This is a genomic window from Plantactinospora sp. GCM10030261 (assembly GCF_042666615.1).
In the GTDB taxonomy this organism is placed as follows: domain Bacteria; phylum Actinomycetota; class Actinomycetes; order Mycobacteriales; family Micromonosporaceae; genus KBS50.
On sequence record NZ_JBHTDD010000002.1, the window covers coordinates 136,070 to 151,439 of the forward strand.

The following is a 15,370-nucleotide window of genomic DNA, read 5'->3' on the forward strand; positions in this document are numbered from 1 at the left end:
CCGGTGGAGCGGAGGTGACGCCGCACGGACCGATCGCTTCCGGGGAGGGGCGTCGAACAGATGACCGCTGGTTACGACCCGCGAGCGCGTCCGCCGGACAGCCGGTGGCTTACCTCGGGTGAGTCCGCTGGAGGCGGCGGCACGAACCGGCCACCGGCCGCTGGTCCCTACCCCCCGTCCGGCCCGGTGCCTCACCAGCCCACGCCCCGGCGAGACCCGGCCCCACCGGCGGCAGGAGACTGGTCGGCTCCGTCGCCGCCCCGGTTCGAGTCGCGGTCGCCAGCGACGGCGGACTGGTCGGCTCCGTCGCCGCCCCGGTTCGAACCGTCGGCACCCGTGGCCGGTGGGCCATCCGCGACCGCCGTCGGGTCGTACCATCCGGGCCCCTCGTTCCCGCCGTCCGCCGGTGGACCGCATCTCGGGACACCGGTGTTCGCCGACCCGACGGGGCCGCCGCCGGCAGCCCGGCCGCGGGACCGGGTCCGGTCGGTCCTGGTGGCGCTGCTCGTGCTGCTCGTCACGGTCGCCGGCGTGCAGGCTGTTCAGCTCTACCGGTTGGGCGACCGGCTGACCGGCGTGGAGGGGGAGTTGACCGCGCAGCGGCAGGCCGACGACGACAGGCTGGCCGGTCTGGAAGGGCGTGCCGGTGCCCTGGAGAAGCAGGCCGGCACCGTCTTCAATCCGGAGGCCGTGGCCAAGCAGGTGCTGCCAAGCGTGTTCCGGGTTCGGGCCGGCCGATTCACCGGCACCGCCTTCGCGGTCGGGAAGCCGGCCGCCGGCGGTGACACCAACCTGTTCACCAACTTCCACGTCGTCGAGGCGGTGTGGCGCACCGGCGGCCGCAAGGTGGATCTGGAACGCACCGACCAGCGATTCCCGGCCACGATCGTGCGCGTCGACGAGGAGAACGACATCGCGCAGTTGACGACTGACGCGTCGTTCGCCGGGCTTCCGGCGGCCGGCGAAGCGGTCCGCTCCGGGCAACAGGTCGTGGTGGTGGGCGCTCCGCTCGGCCTCACCGACACGGTGACCACGGGGGTGGTGAGCGCCATCCGCAAGGCCGACGCCCGGAACGGCCCGATGATCCAGTTCGACGCGCCGATCAATCCGGGAAACTCCGGGGGGCCGGTGGTCAACGGAAACAAGCAGGTCGTCGGCATCGCCACCGCCAAGGCGCGGGACGCCGAGGGCATTGGGCTCGCCGTTCCGATCAAGGTCGCCTGCGACGGCTTCCGCATCTGCTGATCCCACTTCCGGTTCCGAGTCACCCGCGGCGTGCCCTCCAGGAGGAGTCTTGTCCTATCCGCCCAGCCAACCGGACGACCCGACCAGACCCGTGGGTCGGCCGCCGTCGTACGTCCACCCGCCGTCCTACCCTCAGCAGCCGACCGGTGACTCGTCGGCCGACCAGACAGCCCGGCTGGGCAGCTACGGCACTCCCCCGCAACCGACGGCGCCGTACGGGCAGACCGGCCCCGTCACCAACGGTCCCGGGCAGCCGACCTCGGCTACGCCGTACGGGCAGCCGACCTCGGCTACGCCGTACGGGCAGCCGACCTCGGCTACGCCGTACGGGCAGCCGACCTCGGCTACGCCGTACCCGATGTCGGGGTCGCCCTGGTCGATGCCGCCGGCCGGCGGCTCGCCCGGGAACCCCAGGGTGCGGTCCGGGAACGTCCGGCTTCTCGTGCTGGCCGGCGTCGCGGGCCTGCTTCTGGTGGCGACCGTCGTGCTGACGGGGTTGTTCGTGTCGAAATCCGGCGCGCTGGCCAGGGCCGAGCGGACGGTGGCCCAGCGGGACGCCGAGGTCGCCACCAAGCGTACGGAGATCGAGGGACTCCAGCGGGACCTGCGGGCCGCCAACGACAAGGCCCGGGCCGCCGAGCAGGATCTCACCGGGACCCGCAACGACCGGGACGAGCAGCAGCGCCAGAAGGAGGTCATCTCCACCTGCCTGGAGAAGCTGACCGAGGCGCTGGCCTCCGAGAGCCAGGCCGAGTTCGACAAGAACATCAAGGTCGCCGAGAAGGCCTGCGAGGAGGCCGAGAAGTACCTCTGACAGGCGTGCCCAACGGGTGGACCGTGGATTTCCGAGGCCCCTGGAGAGGCATCAGGAATCCACGATCCCTCCGGTTACCGGCGCCGGCCGCGCGCCGGTGGCGGGTGGGTGGGGCGTGGGTCAGGCGGCACCGGCGGGACGCCGCTCCGGCAGCGCGGTGACCCCGGGGGGCGGCAGCCCGGCGGTGGACCCGAGCAACGCACACCAGGCCAGCAGATGGGCCGTGAAGTCCGGGCTGACCGGCGTCCACGACGCCCGCAGTTCCACATCACCGGCGGCGGGCGGACCCGCGAGGTCCCCGAACCGGGTGGAGAGCGTCTGCGTCACCGTCCCACCGAGCGCCCGGTAGGCCGCCCCGTGCGCGTCCAGCGCGTCGGTCAGCCAGGTCCACCCGACCGTCGGCAGCAGCGGGTCGGCCGCCAGATCCACCTCGAGATCCGCGGTCACGTAGGTGACCAGCCGCAGCGTGCCCTGCCATGCCTCGTGCCCGGCCGGGTCATGCAGCAGGATCAACCGTCCGCTGGCCACCTCGTCGCCGTCCCGGAGCACGGTGGCGCTCAGCGCGAAGGCGTACGGCGCCAGCCGCTGCGGGGCCCCCACCTCCTCAAGTTTGATCTCAGGGCGGGGGGCGACCGCGCGTAGCCCGGCCACCGCGTGAATGAACGGCTCCGGGGGAGCGGTCGGGGTGGGCATGTCGGCAGCCTATGCCGCCGGCCGCCACCGTCGGGTCAGCGCCGCGCCGGAAGCGTGCGTCATCCAGGGCCGAGAGCCGGACGTCGACCGGCGGGCGGACGTGAGTGGCGAGACGGAGGTGAGTGAACAGACCTTCGGGGGACCGGCGGTCGGTCGACGCCCTGCGCGTGGCACGATTGCGCCGATGACTCCGACGACTCCGGGCGCCGCCCGCGACAGCATGCCCGCGACCGGCGTGGCTGGATCGCCGTTGGTTCGCGCGGCGCGCCGTGAGCCGGTGCCGCACACCCCGGTGTGGTTCATGCGCCAGGCCGGCCGGTCGTTGCCGGAATACCGGGAGATCCGGACCGGCGTGCCGATGCTGGAGTCCTGCCGCCGACCCGAACTGGTGACCGAGATCACCCTCCAGCCGGTGCGCCGGCACGGAGTGGACGCGGCCATCCTCTTCAGCGACATCGTGGTGCCTGTGGCGGCCGCCGGCGTGGACCTGGACATCGTGCCCGGCACCGGACCGGTGGTGGCCGAGCCGATCCGCACCGCCGAGGACGTCGGCCGGCTGCGGCCGATCACCCGGGATGACGTGGGCTTCGTCGACGAGGCGGTCCGCATGCTCGTCGCCGAGCTGGGCGACACGCCGTTGATCGGCTTCGCGGGGGCGCCGTTCACCCTGGCCAGCTATCTGGTGGAGGGCGGCCCGTCCCGCAACCACGTGCGCACCAAGGCGCTGATGTACGGCGAGCCCGACCTCTGGCACGCGCTCTGTGGCCGGCTCGCGGAGATCACCGGCGAGTTCCTCGCCGTGCAGGCGCGCGCCGGGGTGGCCGCCGTGCAGCTGTTCGACTCGTGGGCCGGTGCCCTCTCCGAGGCCGACTACCGCCGGTTCGTCCTGCCGCACTCGCGTACCGTCCTGGCCGGCCTCGCCGACGCGGGCATCCCGCGGATCCACTTCGGGGTCGGCACCGCCGAACTGCTCGGTGCCATGGGCGAGGCGGGCGCCGACGTGGTGGGCGTGGACTGGCGTACCCCGCTGGACGTGGCGACCCGGCGGATCGGCCCCGACCTGGCCGTGCAGGGCAACCTCGACCCCTGCCTGCTGTTCGCGCCGTGGCCGGTGATCGAGGCCGAGGTGCGGCGGATCCTGGCCGAGGGGCGGGCCGCCCCCGGGCACATCTTCAACCTCGGGCATGGCGTGCTGCCGGAGACCGACCCGGACGTGTTGACCCGGGTGGTCGAACTGGTGCACGCCGCGTCCGCGCGCTGACATGCGCCCGGGGAAGCGGATCGCGGTCGTCGGCGGCGGCATCGCCGGGCTGGCCGCCGCCGTCCGGTTGCGCGACCGGACCCCGGCCGGCACCGAGATCACCGTGTACGAGCAGTCCGGCGTGCTCGGCGGCAAGCTGCGCACCGGCGCCCTGGCCGGATCGCCAGTGGAACTCGGTGCCGAGGCGTTCCTGGTCCGAGACCCGGCCGGCGGTGACTCCGCTGCCGTGTCGCTGGCCCGCCGGGTCGGGCTCGGGGACGCACTCGCGCATCCGGCGACCGCGCGCGCCGCGCTGGCCGTCGACGGGGACCTGCGGCCGCTGCCCAGCGGCACGCTGATCGGCGTACCCGGAGACCTGGCGGCCGTGGCGACGATCGCGCGGCCGCCGGCGGACGCCGACCCGGACGAGGGCCGGCCGTTGCTCGGCCCGGACGAGGACGTGGCGGTGGGTGCGCTGGTCCGCCGACGACTGGGTGACGAAGTGGTCGACCGGCTGGTGGACCCGATGCTGGGCGGCGTGTACGCCGGCCGGGCCGACGACCTCTCGCTGGCCGCCACGATGCCGGCCCTGTCCCGCGCGGCCCGGACCGCGCACACGCTGACCGGCGCGGTCCGGTCGGCGCTCGCCGCGTCGCCGCGGCGGCCCGGGGCGCCGGTCTTCGGCACCGTCGAGGGCGGGTTGAGCCGGCTGGTGGCGGCGGCCGCGGCGGCCAGCGGGGCGCGGATCCGGCCGGATACGGCGGTACGCGAACTGGTCCGGACCGCCACCGGTTGGCGGCTGACCGTCGGGCCCACCCGGGACGCCGAACTGGTGGCGGCGGACGCGGTCGTGCTGGCGCTGCCGGCCCGACCGGCGGGGCGGCTGCTCGCCGGGGTGGAGCCGGCCCTCGCCGCGCGGGTCGGCCGGCTCGACTACGCCAGCGTCGCCCTGGTCACCCTGGCGTTGCCGGCACCCGACCTGCCGGCGCTCTCCGGCTTCCTGGTGCCGGCCGGGCGCGGCACCCTGGTCAAGGCGGCCACATTCGTCACCACGAAGTGGGGTCATCCGCGCCGGCCGGACGGCGTCGCGCTGGTCCGCGTCTCGCTCGGCCGGTACGGCGAGGAGCACCGGTTGCAGCACTCCGACGACGAGCTGGTGGCGGTGGCCCGGCGGGAGCTGGCCGAGCTGGCGGGCCGGGCGTTGCCGGCGCCGGTGGAGACCGCCGTGCACCGGTGGGGTGGCTCGTTGCCGCAGTATCCGCCGGGGCATCTCACCGAGGTGGCCGCCGTCCGCACCGCGCTGCGGGCCGCGCATCCCACCCTCGCGCTGGTCGGGGCGGGGTACGACGGAGTCGGCATCCCGGTGTGTGTGCGCTCCGGCGAGACGGGCGCCGAGGAGATCGTGAAGGCCCTGGAAGAGTCGATGTCCCGGGAGGGATCCGGATGACCACCGAACAGACGAACGCGGCCCGGTTGCGGGAGCTGAACGACACCATCCGGTACACGATGTGGTCGGTGTTCCGGGCGGCCACCGGGCTTCCGGCGCTGCGGGACGGCATCGTCGGCGAGGTGGAGTCGCTCTTCGACGAGCTGGCCGGCAAGGACGTCACGGTGCGCGGGACGTACGACGTGTCCGGGTTGCGCGCCGACGCCGACCTGATGGTCTGGTGGCACGCGCCCACCAGCGACGCGTTGCAGGACGCGTACGGCCGGCTGCGCCGCACCCAGTTCGGCCGCACCCTGGCGCCGGTCTGGTCACAGCTCGCCCTGCACCGGCCGGCGGAGTTCAACAAGAGCCACATCCCGGCGTTCCTGGCCGGTGAGGAGGCGCGCGCCTACCTCTGCGTCTATCCGTTCGTCCGGTCCTACGAGTGGTACCTGCTGCCGGACGCCGAGCGGCGGGACATGCTGGCCGAGCACGGCCGGTTGGCCCGCGGCTATCCCGACGTGCGGGCCAACACGGTCTCCTCGTTCGCCCTCGGCGACTACGAGTGGATGCTCGCCTTCGAGGCCGACGAGCTGCACCGGATCGTCGACCTGATGCGGGACCTGCGGGCCTCCCGGGCGCGCCGGCACGTCCGCGAGGAGGTGCCGTTCTACACCGGGCGGCGCCGGTCGCTGGCCGAACTGATCACCGCCTTGCCGTAGGGCTGCCGTCGGCGCGGTCGGCCCCTTCGCTGGCCCCTCCCTGGCGGCGCGTCCGCCGTTAACGTCCCCCGTGACGGCCCGTTCCGGCCGGTCTTCGGACCGGCCGGGACCCGGGATGTTCGCGGGGGGAGTGTGATGGACCAGTCGAGCACGACGGTGCCCCGACGGCAGCTCGGCCACTGCCTGCAGCGGCTGCGCGACAAGGGGAACCTGTCCGTCCGGATGGTGAGCGAGGCGGTGGGGTGGTCCCGCCAGAAGCTGTGGCGGATCGAGCGCGGGGCCGGTTCGGTCCGGCCGGCGGACGTGCGCCGGCTCTGCGAGCTGTACCAGGCACCGGCCGAGCTGACCGCGTCGCTGACGGAACTGGCCCGGCAGCCGCCGGGGCGGAGTTGGTGGCAGGCGTACCCGGACGTGGGGCCGGACCGGCTCGATCCGTACCCGATGATGGAGGCGGAGGCGACCCGGCTGCGTTGTTACGACGCTGAGTTGGTGCCGGTGTTGCTGCGGACGCCGGCCTACACCGCCGAGGTGCTGCGGGCCGAACGACCGGACCAGACCGGGCGAGAACGTTCCCGCCTGGTGGCGCGGGACCGATGGCGGCAGCGGGTGCTGCACCGCCGGGGTCCCACCGCGCCGCGGCTGGAGTTCCTGCTCAGCGAGGCGGCGTTGCGTCGACCGGTCGTGGACCATCCGGCAATGGTCGGGCAACTGAGCTACCTGGTCGCGGTCAACGAGCTGCCCACGGTCCGCGTCCGGGTGCTGCCGCTGGCCGCCGGGCCACATCCGGGATCCGCCTGCGGCAACTTCACCCTGCTGGATTTCGCGGGTTCGGGTCGCCGCCTCGGTGGGCCGAGCGTGGTCAGGCAGGAGGGCCCGACCGGTGCGCTGTACCTGGACCGGAGCGCCGAGGTGAACCGCTACCAGGAGATCTGGGCGGGCATGGCGGCGTTGGCGCTGTCCGAGCGGGAGTCCGGGCCGTTCATCGCCTCCTTCGCCGGGGTGCGCGGGTGACCGCCGCCCGTCCCCGGGCGCCGGCCGGGTGGCGATACCCGGTTGCGCGGCTCGGTACGGTTCGGAGATGGAGATCGACCGGGACAAGGTGCTGCGCACGTTCCTCGCCGACGGCCGGGTGGTGCGCCTCCCGGCGCGGGCGGCGAAGCGCCGGATCCTGCTGGAGCACATCGTCTCGGTCTTCGAGCCCGGGGTGCGCTACTCCGAGCGGGAGGTGGACGCCGTTCTGAGGGCGTTCTACGCGGAGGATTGGGTGTCCTTGCGCCGCTATCTGGTCGACGAACGGCTGATGGACCGCGAGGCGGGCGAGTACTGGCGGATCGGCGGCTATGTGGAGGTGTGACCGGGGCGACGCATCGGTACGTGCGGGATGCCGTCCTCGTCATACTCGGCGCCGTCGACGGTGAATCCGTACCGGCCGTAGAAGCCGACCAGGTGCGACTGCGCGGACAGGACGCAGGTCCGGTCGCCGATCAGCGACAGCGCCTCGGTCAGCAGTCGGTCTGCCAGCCCGGCGCCACGGGCGGCGGCGGCCACCGCGACCCGGCCGATCCGTGCCGTCCCGCCCGCTTCGGCGACGATCCTCAGGTACGCCACGGGGACGCCGGCCCGGGACAGCCACAGATGCCGGGTGCTCGGCTCGACGTCCCGGCCGTCCAGGTCCGGATAGGGGCTGCGTTGCTCGACGACGAACACGTCCACCCGCAGCCGGAGCAGGTCGTACAGGGTGCGGGCGTCGAGATCGGCGAAGCCGTCGACGCGGAGTTCGGTCGGTGGCGTCACGCGGCGATGGTACGGCCGTCCGCTTCGATGGCGCGCAGGGCATCAGCCGGCCGTCCGTCCGGTTGGGCCGCGCAGGGCGGCAGGCGACCGTTCGTCCGAATGGCCCGCGCAGGCGTCAGGCGGCCGGTCCGTCGGCGGACCTCGCGGGTGTCAGCGGGGCCGCGCGCCGACAGCGTCCCGGATCTCGGCGCCCTTGGCCGTCTCCACCGACCGGGCGCAGTGGGCGCAGCAGAAGAACCGGCCACTGACCTCGACCCCGTGTCCGATGATCTTCACCTGGCAATGCTCACAGACCGGTGCCAGTTTGTGGACGGCGCATTCGAACGAGTCGAACGTGTGCACGTCGCCGCTCACCGTACGGACCTCGAACGCCATCCAATAGTCGTTGCCGCACACCTCGCACGTTGCCATAGCGAACCCCCCGAAGACGGACATGTGTCCTCAGCGTGCGCTGGCCCGGCCCCGCGGGCAACCGAAACGGAGATAACCGGCGAAAATTGTGGTCCGAGCCGGTGTGTCGGGTTTCCGGCGCCCCGGCGGCGGGCCAAGCTCGGCTCGGGCCTGTCACACCGCAGGAGGACCGCCATGATCAAGCGCAGCAGACTTTTCGGCAACCAGACTCGGGTCACCTTCTGCCTGCCCCGCGGCAGCGCGCCGGACGGCCCGGTAAGCGTGGTGGGCAGCTTCAACGACTGGGAACCGGGCCGGCACGAGTTCGTCCGCCGCCGCGACGGCAGCCGGACGGTCACGGTCAGGCTGGGGCCGGGGGAGCACCGGTTCCGCTATCTGGCCGACGGTGGGATCTGGCTCGACGACGAACAGGCCGACGTCATCGACCACGATGGTGGTCGGCTGCTGCTCTGACCCGGGGCGTCATCGACCGCGCTGCCGGACCGCCAGCCCGACCAGCAACAACGGAACCAGCACCCACAACTGGGCCGCCGTGTAGCGACGCAGTTCGCCGAACACGTCCACGTCCGCCAGTTCCGCCTCGAGCGCGCCCGGCCGGGACAACGACATCGCGTGCAACGCCAGCGGCACGTAGTTCACGCCCACGCCGAGCAGCCAGGCGGCGAAGACCAACCGGCCGGCCGACTGGCTGTCGCTCGCCGACCAGAGGGCGATCAGCGGCAGGCCGATCGCCCCGGCGACGAACTCGATCAGGATCACCCGCCGCCGCACCCGGGAGCCGGCGCCGCCGTACATGTCGATGGCGGCTAGCCGTCGCACGTTCATTCGCATTTATGGTCCCCGATCCGGCGACGTCCGCCCGCCCGGATACGGGCGGGCCGATGAATTGGTACTCCAGGGACGACCGGCGGTCAATCGGGCGGATCAGGCGCGCCCTCCGATTCCAGCCGCATGGCGACGGAGTTGATGCAGTACCTGGCGTTGGCGGGGGTGAATCCCTCGCCGTCGAAGCGGTGCCCGAGATGTGAGTCACAGTTGGCGCACCGCACCTCGATCCGGACCGTCCCGAGCGACCGGTCCTCCAGGTAGCGGATCGCCCCCGGGACCGCCCGGTCGAAGCTCGGCCAGCCACAGTGCGAGTCGAACTTCGTGTCACTTGTGAACAGCTCGGCACCGCATGCCCGGCAGTGGTAAACCCCGGCCGTCTTCGTGTCGACGTACTCGCCGGTCCACGGGCGCTCCGTGCCGGCCTGCCGGAGCACCCGGAACTCCTCCGGGGAAAGCCGGACCCGCCACTCGTCGTCGGTCTGGGGCAGCTCGTTCTTCTCAACAGCCACCCATCCAGCGTACGGCGGAAGAATGATTACCAACGGGCTACGCGGTCGTTGACGAGGTATGCGGGCGGCCACCCGGTCGGGTGGGGACTATCGGGGTCGACACCAGGCGGCGGTGCTGGCCCGCTTCCAACCGACCTGGCGACAGGCGTTCGCCCGAGGGCTGGCCGCCGGGGCTCTGCTCCTCGCCGCCGGCCTTTCCATTGCCGGGATGGCGCTGCTGCTGGTTCCCGACGAGCCGGCGGGGCGAGACGTCGGTCGGCCGGCGACTGGTCGGTCGGTGCCACACCGGTTCGGCCCGACCGTCCTGCTCGCTGGCGCTCCGCCCGGCCTGGGCCTGTTCATGGCGGTGGCCCATCGGCGCTGGGCGACCGCCCGGCTCGACGTGTCCGGCATGCGCACCGGAGGCGGGCGACGCGGCGGGTTCGTGCCGTGGGACCGGGTGACGGACATCCGGGCCGAGCGCCGCCGACGACGTACCGTGGTGGTGGTCTACGGCGCGGACGGCGTCGTACGACGGCTCCGCGCGCCGTACGACGGTGAGCTGCTCGCGCACGACCCGCGCTTCGAGCGCAAGCTCTTCCTCATCCAGCACCTGTGGGAGACGCACCGCAGCTGGAGCATTCCCGGGCGGGCCCCGACGGGGCCCAGCGTGGCATAGGGTCGGCGTCATGGTCGGCAGCACCGCGAAGGCGAAGCCCGTCGAGGTCGAGGTGGCGGGGCACACCGTACGGCTCAGCAGTCCGGACCGGGTGATGTTCCCCGCCAAGGGCTACACGAAGAAGGACATCTTCGACTACTACCTGGCGGTCGGCGACGGCATCCTGCGTGCCCTGCGCGACCGGCCCACCACGCTGCAACGCTTCCCCGAGGGCATCGAGGGGGAGATGTTCTTCCAGAAGCGGGTTCCCACCCGTGGCGTGCCGCCGTGGATCGGCACCGCGGAGATCGCCTTTCCCAGCGGCCGGACCGCCGACGAGTTGTGCCCGGCGGACCTGGCCCACGTCGCCTGGGCTGCCCAGATGGGCACCGTGGTGTTCCATCCCTGGCCGGTGCGACGCTCTGACGTGGATCACCCCGACGAGCTGCGGGTGGACCTCGACCCGCAGCCCGGCACCGACTTCGCCGACGCGGTCGAGGCCGCCGGGGAGCTGCGCGGCCTGCTCGACGAGCTGGGTGTCACCGGCTGGCCGAAGACCTCCGGCGGTCGCGGCGTGCACGTCTATCTGCGGATCCAGCCACGTTGGACGTTCACCGAGGTCCGCCGGGCGGTGATCGCGTTGGCCCGGGAGCTGGGCCGGCGCCGTCCGGACATCGTCACCACGGCCTGGTGGAAGGAGGAACGGGGCGAGCGGGTCTTCGTCGACTACAACCAGATGGCCCGGGACCGGACCATCGCCTGCGCCTACTCGTTGCGTGCCAACGCCCGAGCCACGGTGTCGACCCCGGTCACCTGGGAGGAGTTGACCCAGGTCGAGCCGAACGACTTCGACCTGCGCACCGTTCCCGGGCGGATCGGCAAGCAGGCTGACCCGCACGCCGGCATAGACGAGACACCCTGGGACATCACCCCGCTGCTGGATTGGGCCGACCGGGACGAGCGGGACGGCCAGGGCGACCTGCCCTATCCGCCGGACCATCCGAAGATGCCGGGCGAGCCCAAGCGGGTGCAGCCCTCCCGCGACCGCGACCGGAAGAAGTGAGATCCGTTTCCGTCGGACCGGTGCGGCGAGCCGGGATCATCACCCTGCCGTCGGGCGTGGACGGGCATCAGGAATGGAACGTCAGGCAGCCGGTTGCGTATGTATGGCTCCGGGCGGGAGACCGCTAGTGCGGTGTCCATGAACGTTTGCGGGTTCCGGTGTGTACCGGGCCTGGCGGACGGAGACACCCACAGCCACCGAGGACAGGTTTCGTTAGGCGACCCGACTGCGGCCTTTGCGCTGCTGTAGCCCACGCAACAGCAACCCACGGTAACCTCGCCGGCCAGCCACCACACATCGACAGTTAGCTATCCGCCAGGTTGTCTCCGGTGTTGCGTGGGCTACAGCAGCGCAAAGGATGCCGAGACCACCACCGTCACCCCCACGAGACATCACACACGGTCTACAGCAGGAGGCCACCGGCCGCTATGACGTTCCGCAGCCAGCGCCGACCTGCCCACCTACTGACAAACCCGGTGAACGATCCTGGCCACCGCACTAGCCGACGCCGGGGTTCGAAGACCAATCGTCACCAGCTCTGATGTTCCGGTCCGGGGTTCCGAGGCTGCCGGAGACCGATAACGATCATGTAACCGTGGCAACCGGCCGGGGGAGAGTGGGGGTTTACTCGTCCGGCTGCCGCGGGCGGGATTCGGTGTCGCCCGGTGACGGTGGGGAGAGCGGAACGGGTGCGGAGAGGTGAGCATGAGACTGGTCCTGCGCCGGGCGCGGGAGGCGCGCGGTCTGCTGCTCGCCGCCGCCGTCGCCGCGTTGGTCTCCACCGCGCTGGTCACCGGGCTCGCCGACTACAACCGGCAGGTCACGACGGCTGGTCAGCGGGGCGTCACCGCGGCGGCGCCGGCGGCGGAACGCAGCATTCTGGTGAGCGGATCGGTGGGTCTCGGTGGCTCCGACTTCGCGGCCCGGGACGCCGCCGTGCGGGCCGGCGTGTCCGACGGCCTCGCCGGCATCCCGTCCAGCGTGACCGCCGCGCGGTACGGCACGGGCCGGCAACTCCTCGGCGATCTCAAGGGCGCTCCGACCGACAACGAACCGGTCTTCATCGCCGTGGCGACCCTCGACGAGCTGCCCGAGCACGCCGACCTGACGGCCGGCGCCTGGCCGCGGTCCAGGCCAGCGGACCGTGATGGTCAGTGGACCGGCGGAGCCGCACTGGAGGTGGCGCTGCCCGGCCGGACGGCCGACCTGCTCGGGGTGACCATCGGCGACCGGATTCCGTTACGCGACCGGGCCGCCCAGCGGGACAGCCAGGTCGTGGTGGCGGGCATCTGGCGTCCCCGGAACGCGACCGACGCCTACTGGCGGCTGGCGCCCGGCGGTGGCGGTGGCGGTGGCGGGTCGGCCGAGACCTTGCTCGGCCCGCTCGTCCTGGCCGCCGACGACTTCGACGCCACCTTCGCCGCTGAGACGGTGACGGCGAACTGGTTGGCCGTCCCGGATCTCGGCGAGGTCGGTCGCACCCAGCTCACCGCACTTCCCCGGGCGGTGGCCGGACTGGTGGGGCGGTTGCCGGAGCAGACCGGTCTGGGCAGCTCCGGCCGGGTGGACACCGGGCTTGACCGGCTCGCCGACCGGCTCGGTCGGACCGGCCTGGTCGGCCGGTCGGCGCTGCTCACTCCCGTCCTGCTGGTCGTGGTGCTGGGCGGATACGCGCTCGTCCTGATCGCCGCGCTGCTGCACGAGGACCGGCGTGGCCAGACCGCCCTGCTGCGTGCCCGGGGAGCGGCCCGGCGACAGCTCGCCGGACTGACCGCCCGAGAGGCGGCGCTCGTGGTGCTGCCCGGGTTGCTGCTGGCGCCACCACTGGTGGGCGTGGCACTGCGCGCCCTGGACGCCAGTTCCGTCGGCTCCGCGCTACCACTCGATCCGGCGCTCACGCCGTACACCTGGTTCATCGCCGCCGGGACCACCGTGGGGTGCCTGCTGGTGCTGCTCGAACCGGCCCTGCGGTCCGGCGGCACGTACGCGGCGGACCTGGCCGCCCGGTCCCGGCCCGCGCGGTGGGCGGCGGCCCAGCGCGCCGGTGTGGATCTCGCCTTGGTGGGGGCGGCCGTGCTCGCCTGGTGGCAGCTACGGGAGTACGGGTCGCCGCTCGTCGGCAGCGGCGCGGGAGCCGGTATCGATCCGCTGCTCGCGGCGGCACCCACGCTGGGCGTGCTGGCCGGCGCGGTGATCGCGTTGCGAGTGCTGCCGCCGGCCACCCGGCTCGCCGAGCGCGTCGTGGACCGGCGCCCGTGGACCGCCACCGTGCTCGGGACCTGGCATGCCGGCCGGCGGCCGCACGCCGGTCCGGTGCTGCTGCTCGCGCTGGCGGTCGGCGCCAGCACCCTGTCCTGGTCGCTGCTGGCCAGCTGGCAGCGCTCCCTTGCCGATCAGGCCAGCCATCGGGTGGGCGCCGACCTGCGGTTGGTGAGCGCGCCCGGTTCGACCGTCGACGCCACCGACCCGGCCGGGCTGCCCGGGGTCCGCGCCGCGGTTCCCGCGTGGCAGGACAACTTCCGGCTGGGCCGGGAGAACCTGGACGTGTCGGTGCTGGCGCTCGACGCGGCGGCGGCACCGGGCGTGGTGCGGTTGGACGAGCGACTGGTGGACGGCACTCCCGACGGGACCTTCCGGAAACTGGTGGAGGCCCGACCCGCCGTGCCGGGGGTGCCGCTGCCGGCCGACGCGCGGCGGCTGTCCGGCACCCTCCGGACGCCCGTGACGCGATCGGCACAGCGCCAGCCGGTCACCACCACCGCCCTGGTGGCGGACGCCGGCGGTACGGTGCACCGGCTGCCGCTCGCCAGGAGCGGGATCGACGGCAGATCGAAGTCGTTCAATGCCGACCTGCCCGACAGCGGTGGCCGGGAGTTGCGGTTGATCGGGTTCGACGTGGACGCTGGGCTGGTCGACGCCCGCCGGTCGGGGCGTTCGGACTCCCTGGAGGCCGAGTACGCAGGCGAGCAGATGCGCTACGGATGGCGACTCACCGGGCTGCGTGCCATCGGGGCGGACGGTACCGGTCGGCCGGTCCGGCTCGAATCGGGAAACTGGCTGCGGTACGAGGGGGGCAAGCCGTCCGGCCCACTGGCGCCCTCGCCGGACGGGCTGAGCACCGATCGGGAGGTGACCGGCTTCCCCGGGTCCTACTACACCAAGCAGTACGTCCGGTTCACCGCGCTCCGGGAGGCACCGGCGACACCGGTGCCGGCGCTCGTCACGCCGCGGGTGCTGGACAGCCTCAGCGGCCGGGTCGGGGACATCGTGGAGGTCCAGCTCTCCGGGTTCACGGTGCCGGTCGTCATCGTCGGCGTTACCGCCGCCGTACCCTCGGTGGACCAGAATCCGGCCGCGATGCTGCTTGACCTGCCGTCGGTGGTGACCTGGCAGCTGCGCGGAACCGGGTCGACGCGGGCGCCCGACCAGTGGTGGCTGGCGACCGATCCCGTCCGGCACGCGGAGGCCGCCGAGGCGGCGGCCGGGCTGCCGGGGGCGGTCGTGTACGACCGGGTGGCAGCCACCGGGGCCGCGAACCGGGACCCGTACTGGCAGGGTGCCCGCATGGGGCTGCTCGCCGCCGCGGGAGGCGCGGTGTTGTTGGCGATTGTCGGACTGGTGGTGGATGTGTGGGCGACGGCCCGCCGGCGGACCGGTGAACTGGCCGTCCTGCACATCCTGGGCGCCACCCCCCGCCTGCTGGCCCGCGCGCTGCTTGCCGAACAGGCGTTCCTGGCCGGTGCTGGCGTGGTCGTCGGTCTGCTGGTCGGCGTCGGCGTGGCCGCGACCATGGCACCGCTGGTGATCCTCACCCCGACCGGCGACCGGCCGGTGATCGAGCCGGCCTTCGAGTTGCCCTGGGGGCCGGCGGGTGCCGCCGCCGGGGGGCTGCTCGCCGTGGCGTTGCTGCTCGGCGTGCTGATCGCCGGTCCGATCGGTCGGCGGGTCGCGGCGGCCCAGCTCCGAGTGGGCGGTGACCGGTGAGCGC

The 15,370-nt window shown here is 73.1% G+C and carries 16 protein-coding genes; 11 read left to right on the forward strand and 5 right to left on the reverse strand.

The genetic code is table 11. The features are described from left to right. Nucleotides 1–60 precede the first annotated feature (60 nt). Both ACFQUZ_RS04115 and ACFQUZ_RS04120 read left to right on the forward strand, forming a co-directional pair. Entirely contained in the window at nt 61–1,245 is a 1,185-nt protein-coding gene (locus tag ACFQUZ_RS04115; protein WP_377437716.1) for a trypsin-like peptidase domain-containing protein, read from the forward strand. A gap of 49 nt (nt 1,246–1,294) precedes the next feature. Then, nucleotides 1,295–2,059 carry a hypothetical protein gene (locus ACFQUZ_RS04120; RefSeq protein ID WP_377437717.1) on the forward strand — a complete coding sequence of 255 codons (765 nt, stop codon included), beginning with the start codon at nt 1,295–1,297 and terminating at the stop codon, nt 2,057–2,059. Nucleotides 2,060–2,179: 120 nt separating this feature from the next. Here the strand turns inward: ACFQUZ_RS04120 and ACFQUZ_RS04125 are convergent, their stop codons facing one another. Next, nucleotides 2,180–2,752, reverse strand: a complete 573-nt coding sequence (locus tag ACFQUZ_RS04125; RefSeq protein WP_377437719.1) for a DUF3000 domain-containing protein — start codon at nt 2,750–2,752, stop codon at nt 2,180–2,182. Nucleotides 2,753–2,936: 184 nt separating this feature from the next. Here ACFQUZ_RS04125 and hemE point away from each other — a divergent pair, with 184 nt between their 5' ends. The 5 genes from hemE to ACFQUZ_RS04150 all read left to right on the forward strand — a co-directional run bounded on the left by hemE (nt 2,937) and on the right by ACFQUZ_RS04150 (nt 7,494). Beyond that, nucleotides 2,937–4,013 (forward strand): uroporphyrinogen decarboxylase, encoded by a 1,077-nt coding sequence (gene hemE, locus ACFQUZ_RS04130; RefSeq protein WP_377437720.1) that lies wholly within the window; start codon nt 2,937–2,939, stop codon nt 4,011–4,013. A gap of 1 nt (nt 4,014) precedes the next feature. Beyond that, complete coding sequence (gene hemG / locus ACFQUZ_RS04135; protein ID WP_377437722.1) at nt 4,015–5,439, forward strand: protoporphyrinogen oxidase; 1,425 nt, start codon at nt 4,015–4,017, stop codon at nt 5,437–5,439. Then, nucleotides 5,436–6,140: a hydrogen peroxide-dependent heme synthase gene (gene hemQ, locus ACFQUZ_RS04140; RefSeq protein WP_377437724.1), complete on the forward strand. Its 705-nt coding sequence runs from the start codon at nt 5,436–5,438 to the stop codon at nt 6,138–6,140. Before hemG ends, hemQ begins: the two co-directional genes overlap by 4 nt. Nucleotides 6,141–6,275: 135 nt before the next feature. After that, nucleotides 6,276–7,151 carry a helix-turn-helix domain-containing protein gene (locus tag ACFQUZ_RS04145; protein WP_377437727.1) on the forward strand — a complete coding sequence of 292 codons (876 nt, stop codon included), beginning with the start codon at nt 6,276–6,278 and terminating at the stop codon, nt 7,149–7,151. 67 nt (nt 7,152–7,218) lie between these two features. Then, on the forward strand, nt 7,219–7,494 hold the full coding sequence (locus tag ACFQUZ_RS04150; protein ID WP_377437730.1) for a DUF2087 domain-containing protein: 276 nt from the start codon (nt 7,219–7,221) through the stop codon (nt 7,492–7,494). On the opposite strand, the gene ACFQUZ_RS04155 is transcribed toward ACFQUZ_RS04150, so the two are convergent. Beyond that, nucleotides 7,479–7,934 (reverse strand): GNAT family N-acetyltransferase, encoded by a 456-nt coding sequence (locus ACFQUZ_RS04155; RefSeq protein ID WP_377437732.1) that lies wholly within the window; start codon nt 7,932–7,934, stop codon nt 7,479–7,481. The genes ACFQUZ_RS04150 and ACFQUZ_RS04155 overlap by 16 nt on opposite strands. 150 nt (nt 7,935–8,084) lie before the next feature. Then, entirely contained in the window at nt 8,085–8,345 is a 261-nt protein-coding gene (locus ACFQUZ_RS04160) for a Prokaryotic metallothionein (RefSeq protein ID WP_377438129.1), read from the reverse strand. A gap of 174 nt (nt 8,346–8,519) precedes the next feature. On the opposite strand from ACFQUZ_RS04160, the gene ACFQUZ_RS04165 reads away from it, so the two are divergent. Beyond that, nucleotides 8,520–8,798, forward strand: coding sequence for an isoamylase early set domain-containing protein (locus ACFQUZ_RS04165; RefSeq protein WP_377437734.1), 279 nt, complete (start codon nt 8,520–8,522; stop codon nt 8,796–8,798). A 9-nt stretch (nt 8,799–8,807) separates the two neighbouring features. Here the strand turns inward: ACFQUZ_RS04165 and ACFQUZ_RS04170 are convergent, their stop codons facing one another. Then, on the reverse strand, nt 8,808–9,170 hold the full coding sequence (locus ACFQUZ_RS04170; protein ID WP_377437736.1) for a hypothetical protein: 363 nt from the start codon (nt 9,168–9,170) through the stop codon (nt 8,808–8,810). An 86-nt stretch (nt 9,171–9,256) separates the two neighbouring features. Continuing rightward, nucleotides 9,257–9,682 carry a peptide-methionine (R)-S-oxide reductase MsrB gene (gene msrB, locus ACFQUZ_RS04175; RefSeq protein ID WP_377437738.1) on the reverse strand — a complete coding sequence of 142 codons (426 nt, stop codon included), beginning with the start codon at nt 9,680–9,682 and terminating at the stop codon, nt 9,257–9,259. 58 nt (nt 9,683–9,740) lie between these two features. On the opposite strand from msrB, the gene ACFQUZ_RS04180 reads away from it, so the two are divergent. From ACFQUZ_RS04180 to ACFQUZ_RS04190, 3 genes are all read left to right on the forward strand, one after another. Then, on the forward strand, nt 9,741–10,340 hold the full coding sequence (locus ACFQUZ_RS04180; protein WP_377437740.1) for a hypothetical protein: 600 nt from the start codon (nt 9,741–9,743) through the stop codon (nt 10,338–10,340). A gap of 10 nt (nt 10,341–10,350) precedes the next feature. Continuing rightward, nucleotides 10,351–11,382 carry a non-homologous end-joining DNA ligase gene (gene ligD / locus ACFQUZ_RS04185; protein WP_377437742.1) on the forward strand — a complete coding sequence of 344 codons (1,032 nt, stop codon included), beginning with the start codon at nt 10,351–10,353 and terminating at the stop codon, nt 11,380–11,382. 705 nt (nt 11,383–12,087) lie between these two features. Then, nucleotides 12,088–15,366, forward strand: coding sequence for an FtsX-like permease family protein (locus ACFQUZ_RS04190; RefSeq protein ID WP_377438132.1), 3,279 nt, complete (start codon nt 12,088–12,090; stop codon nt 15,364–15,366). Nucleotides 15,367–15,370: the final 4 nt, after the last annotated feature.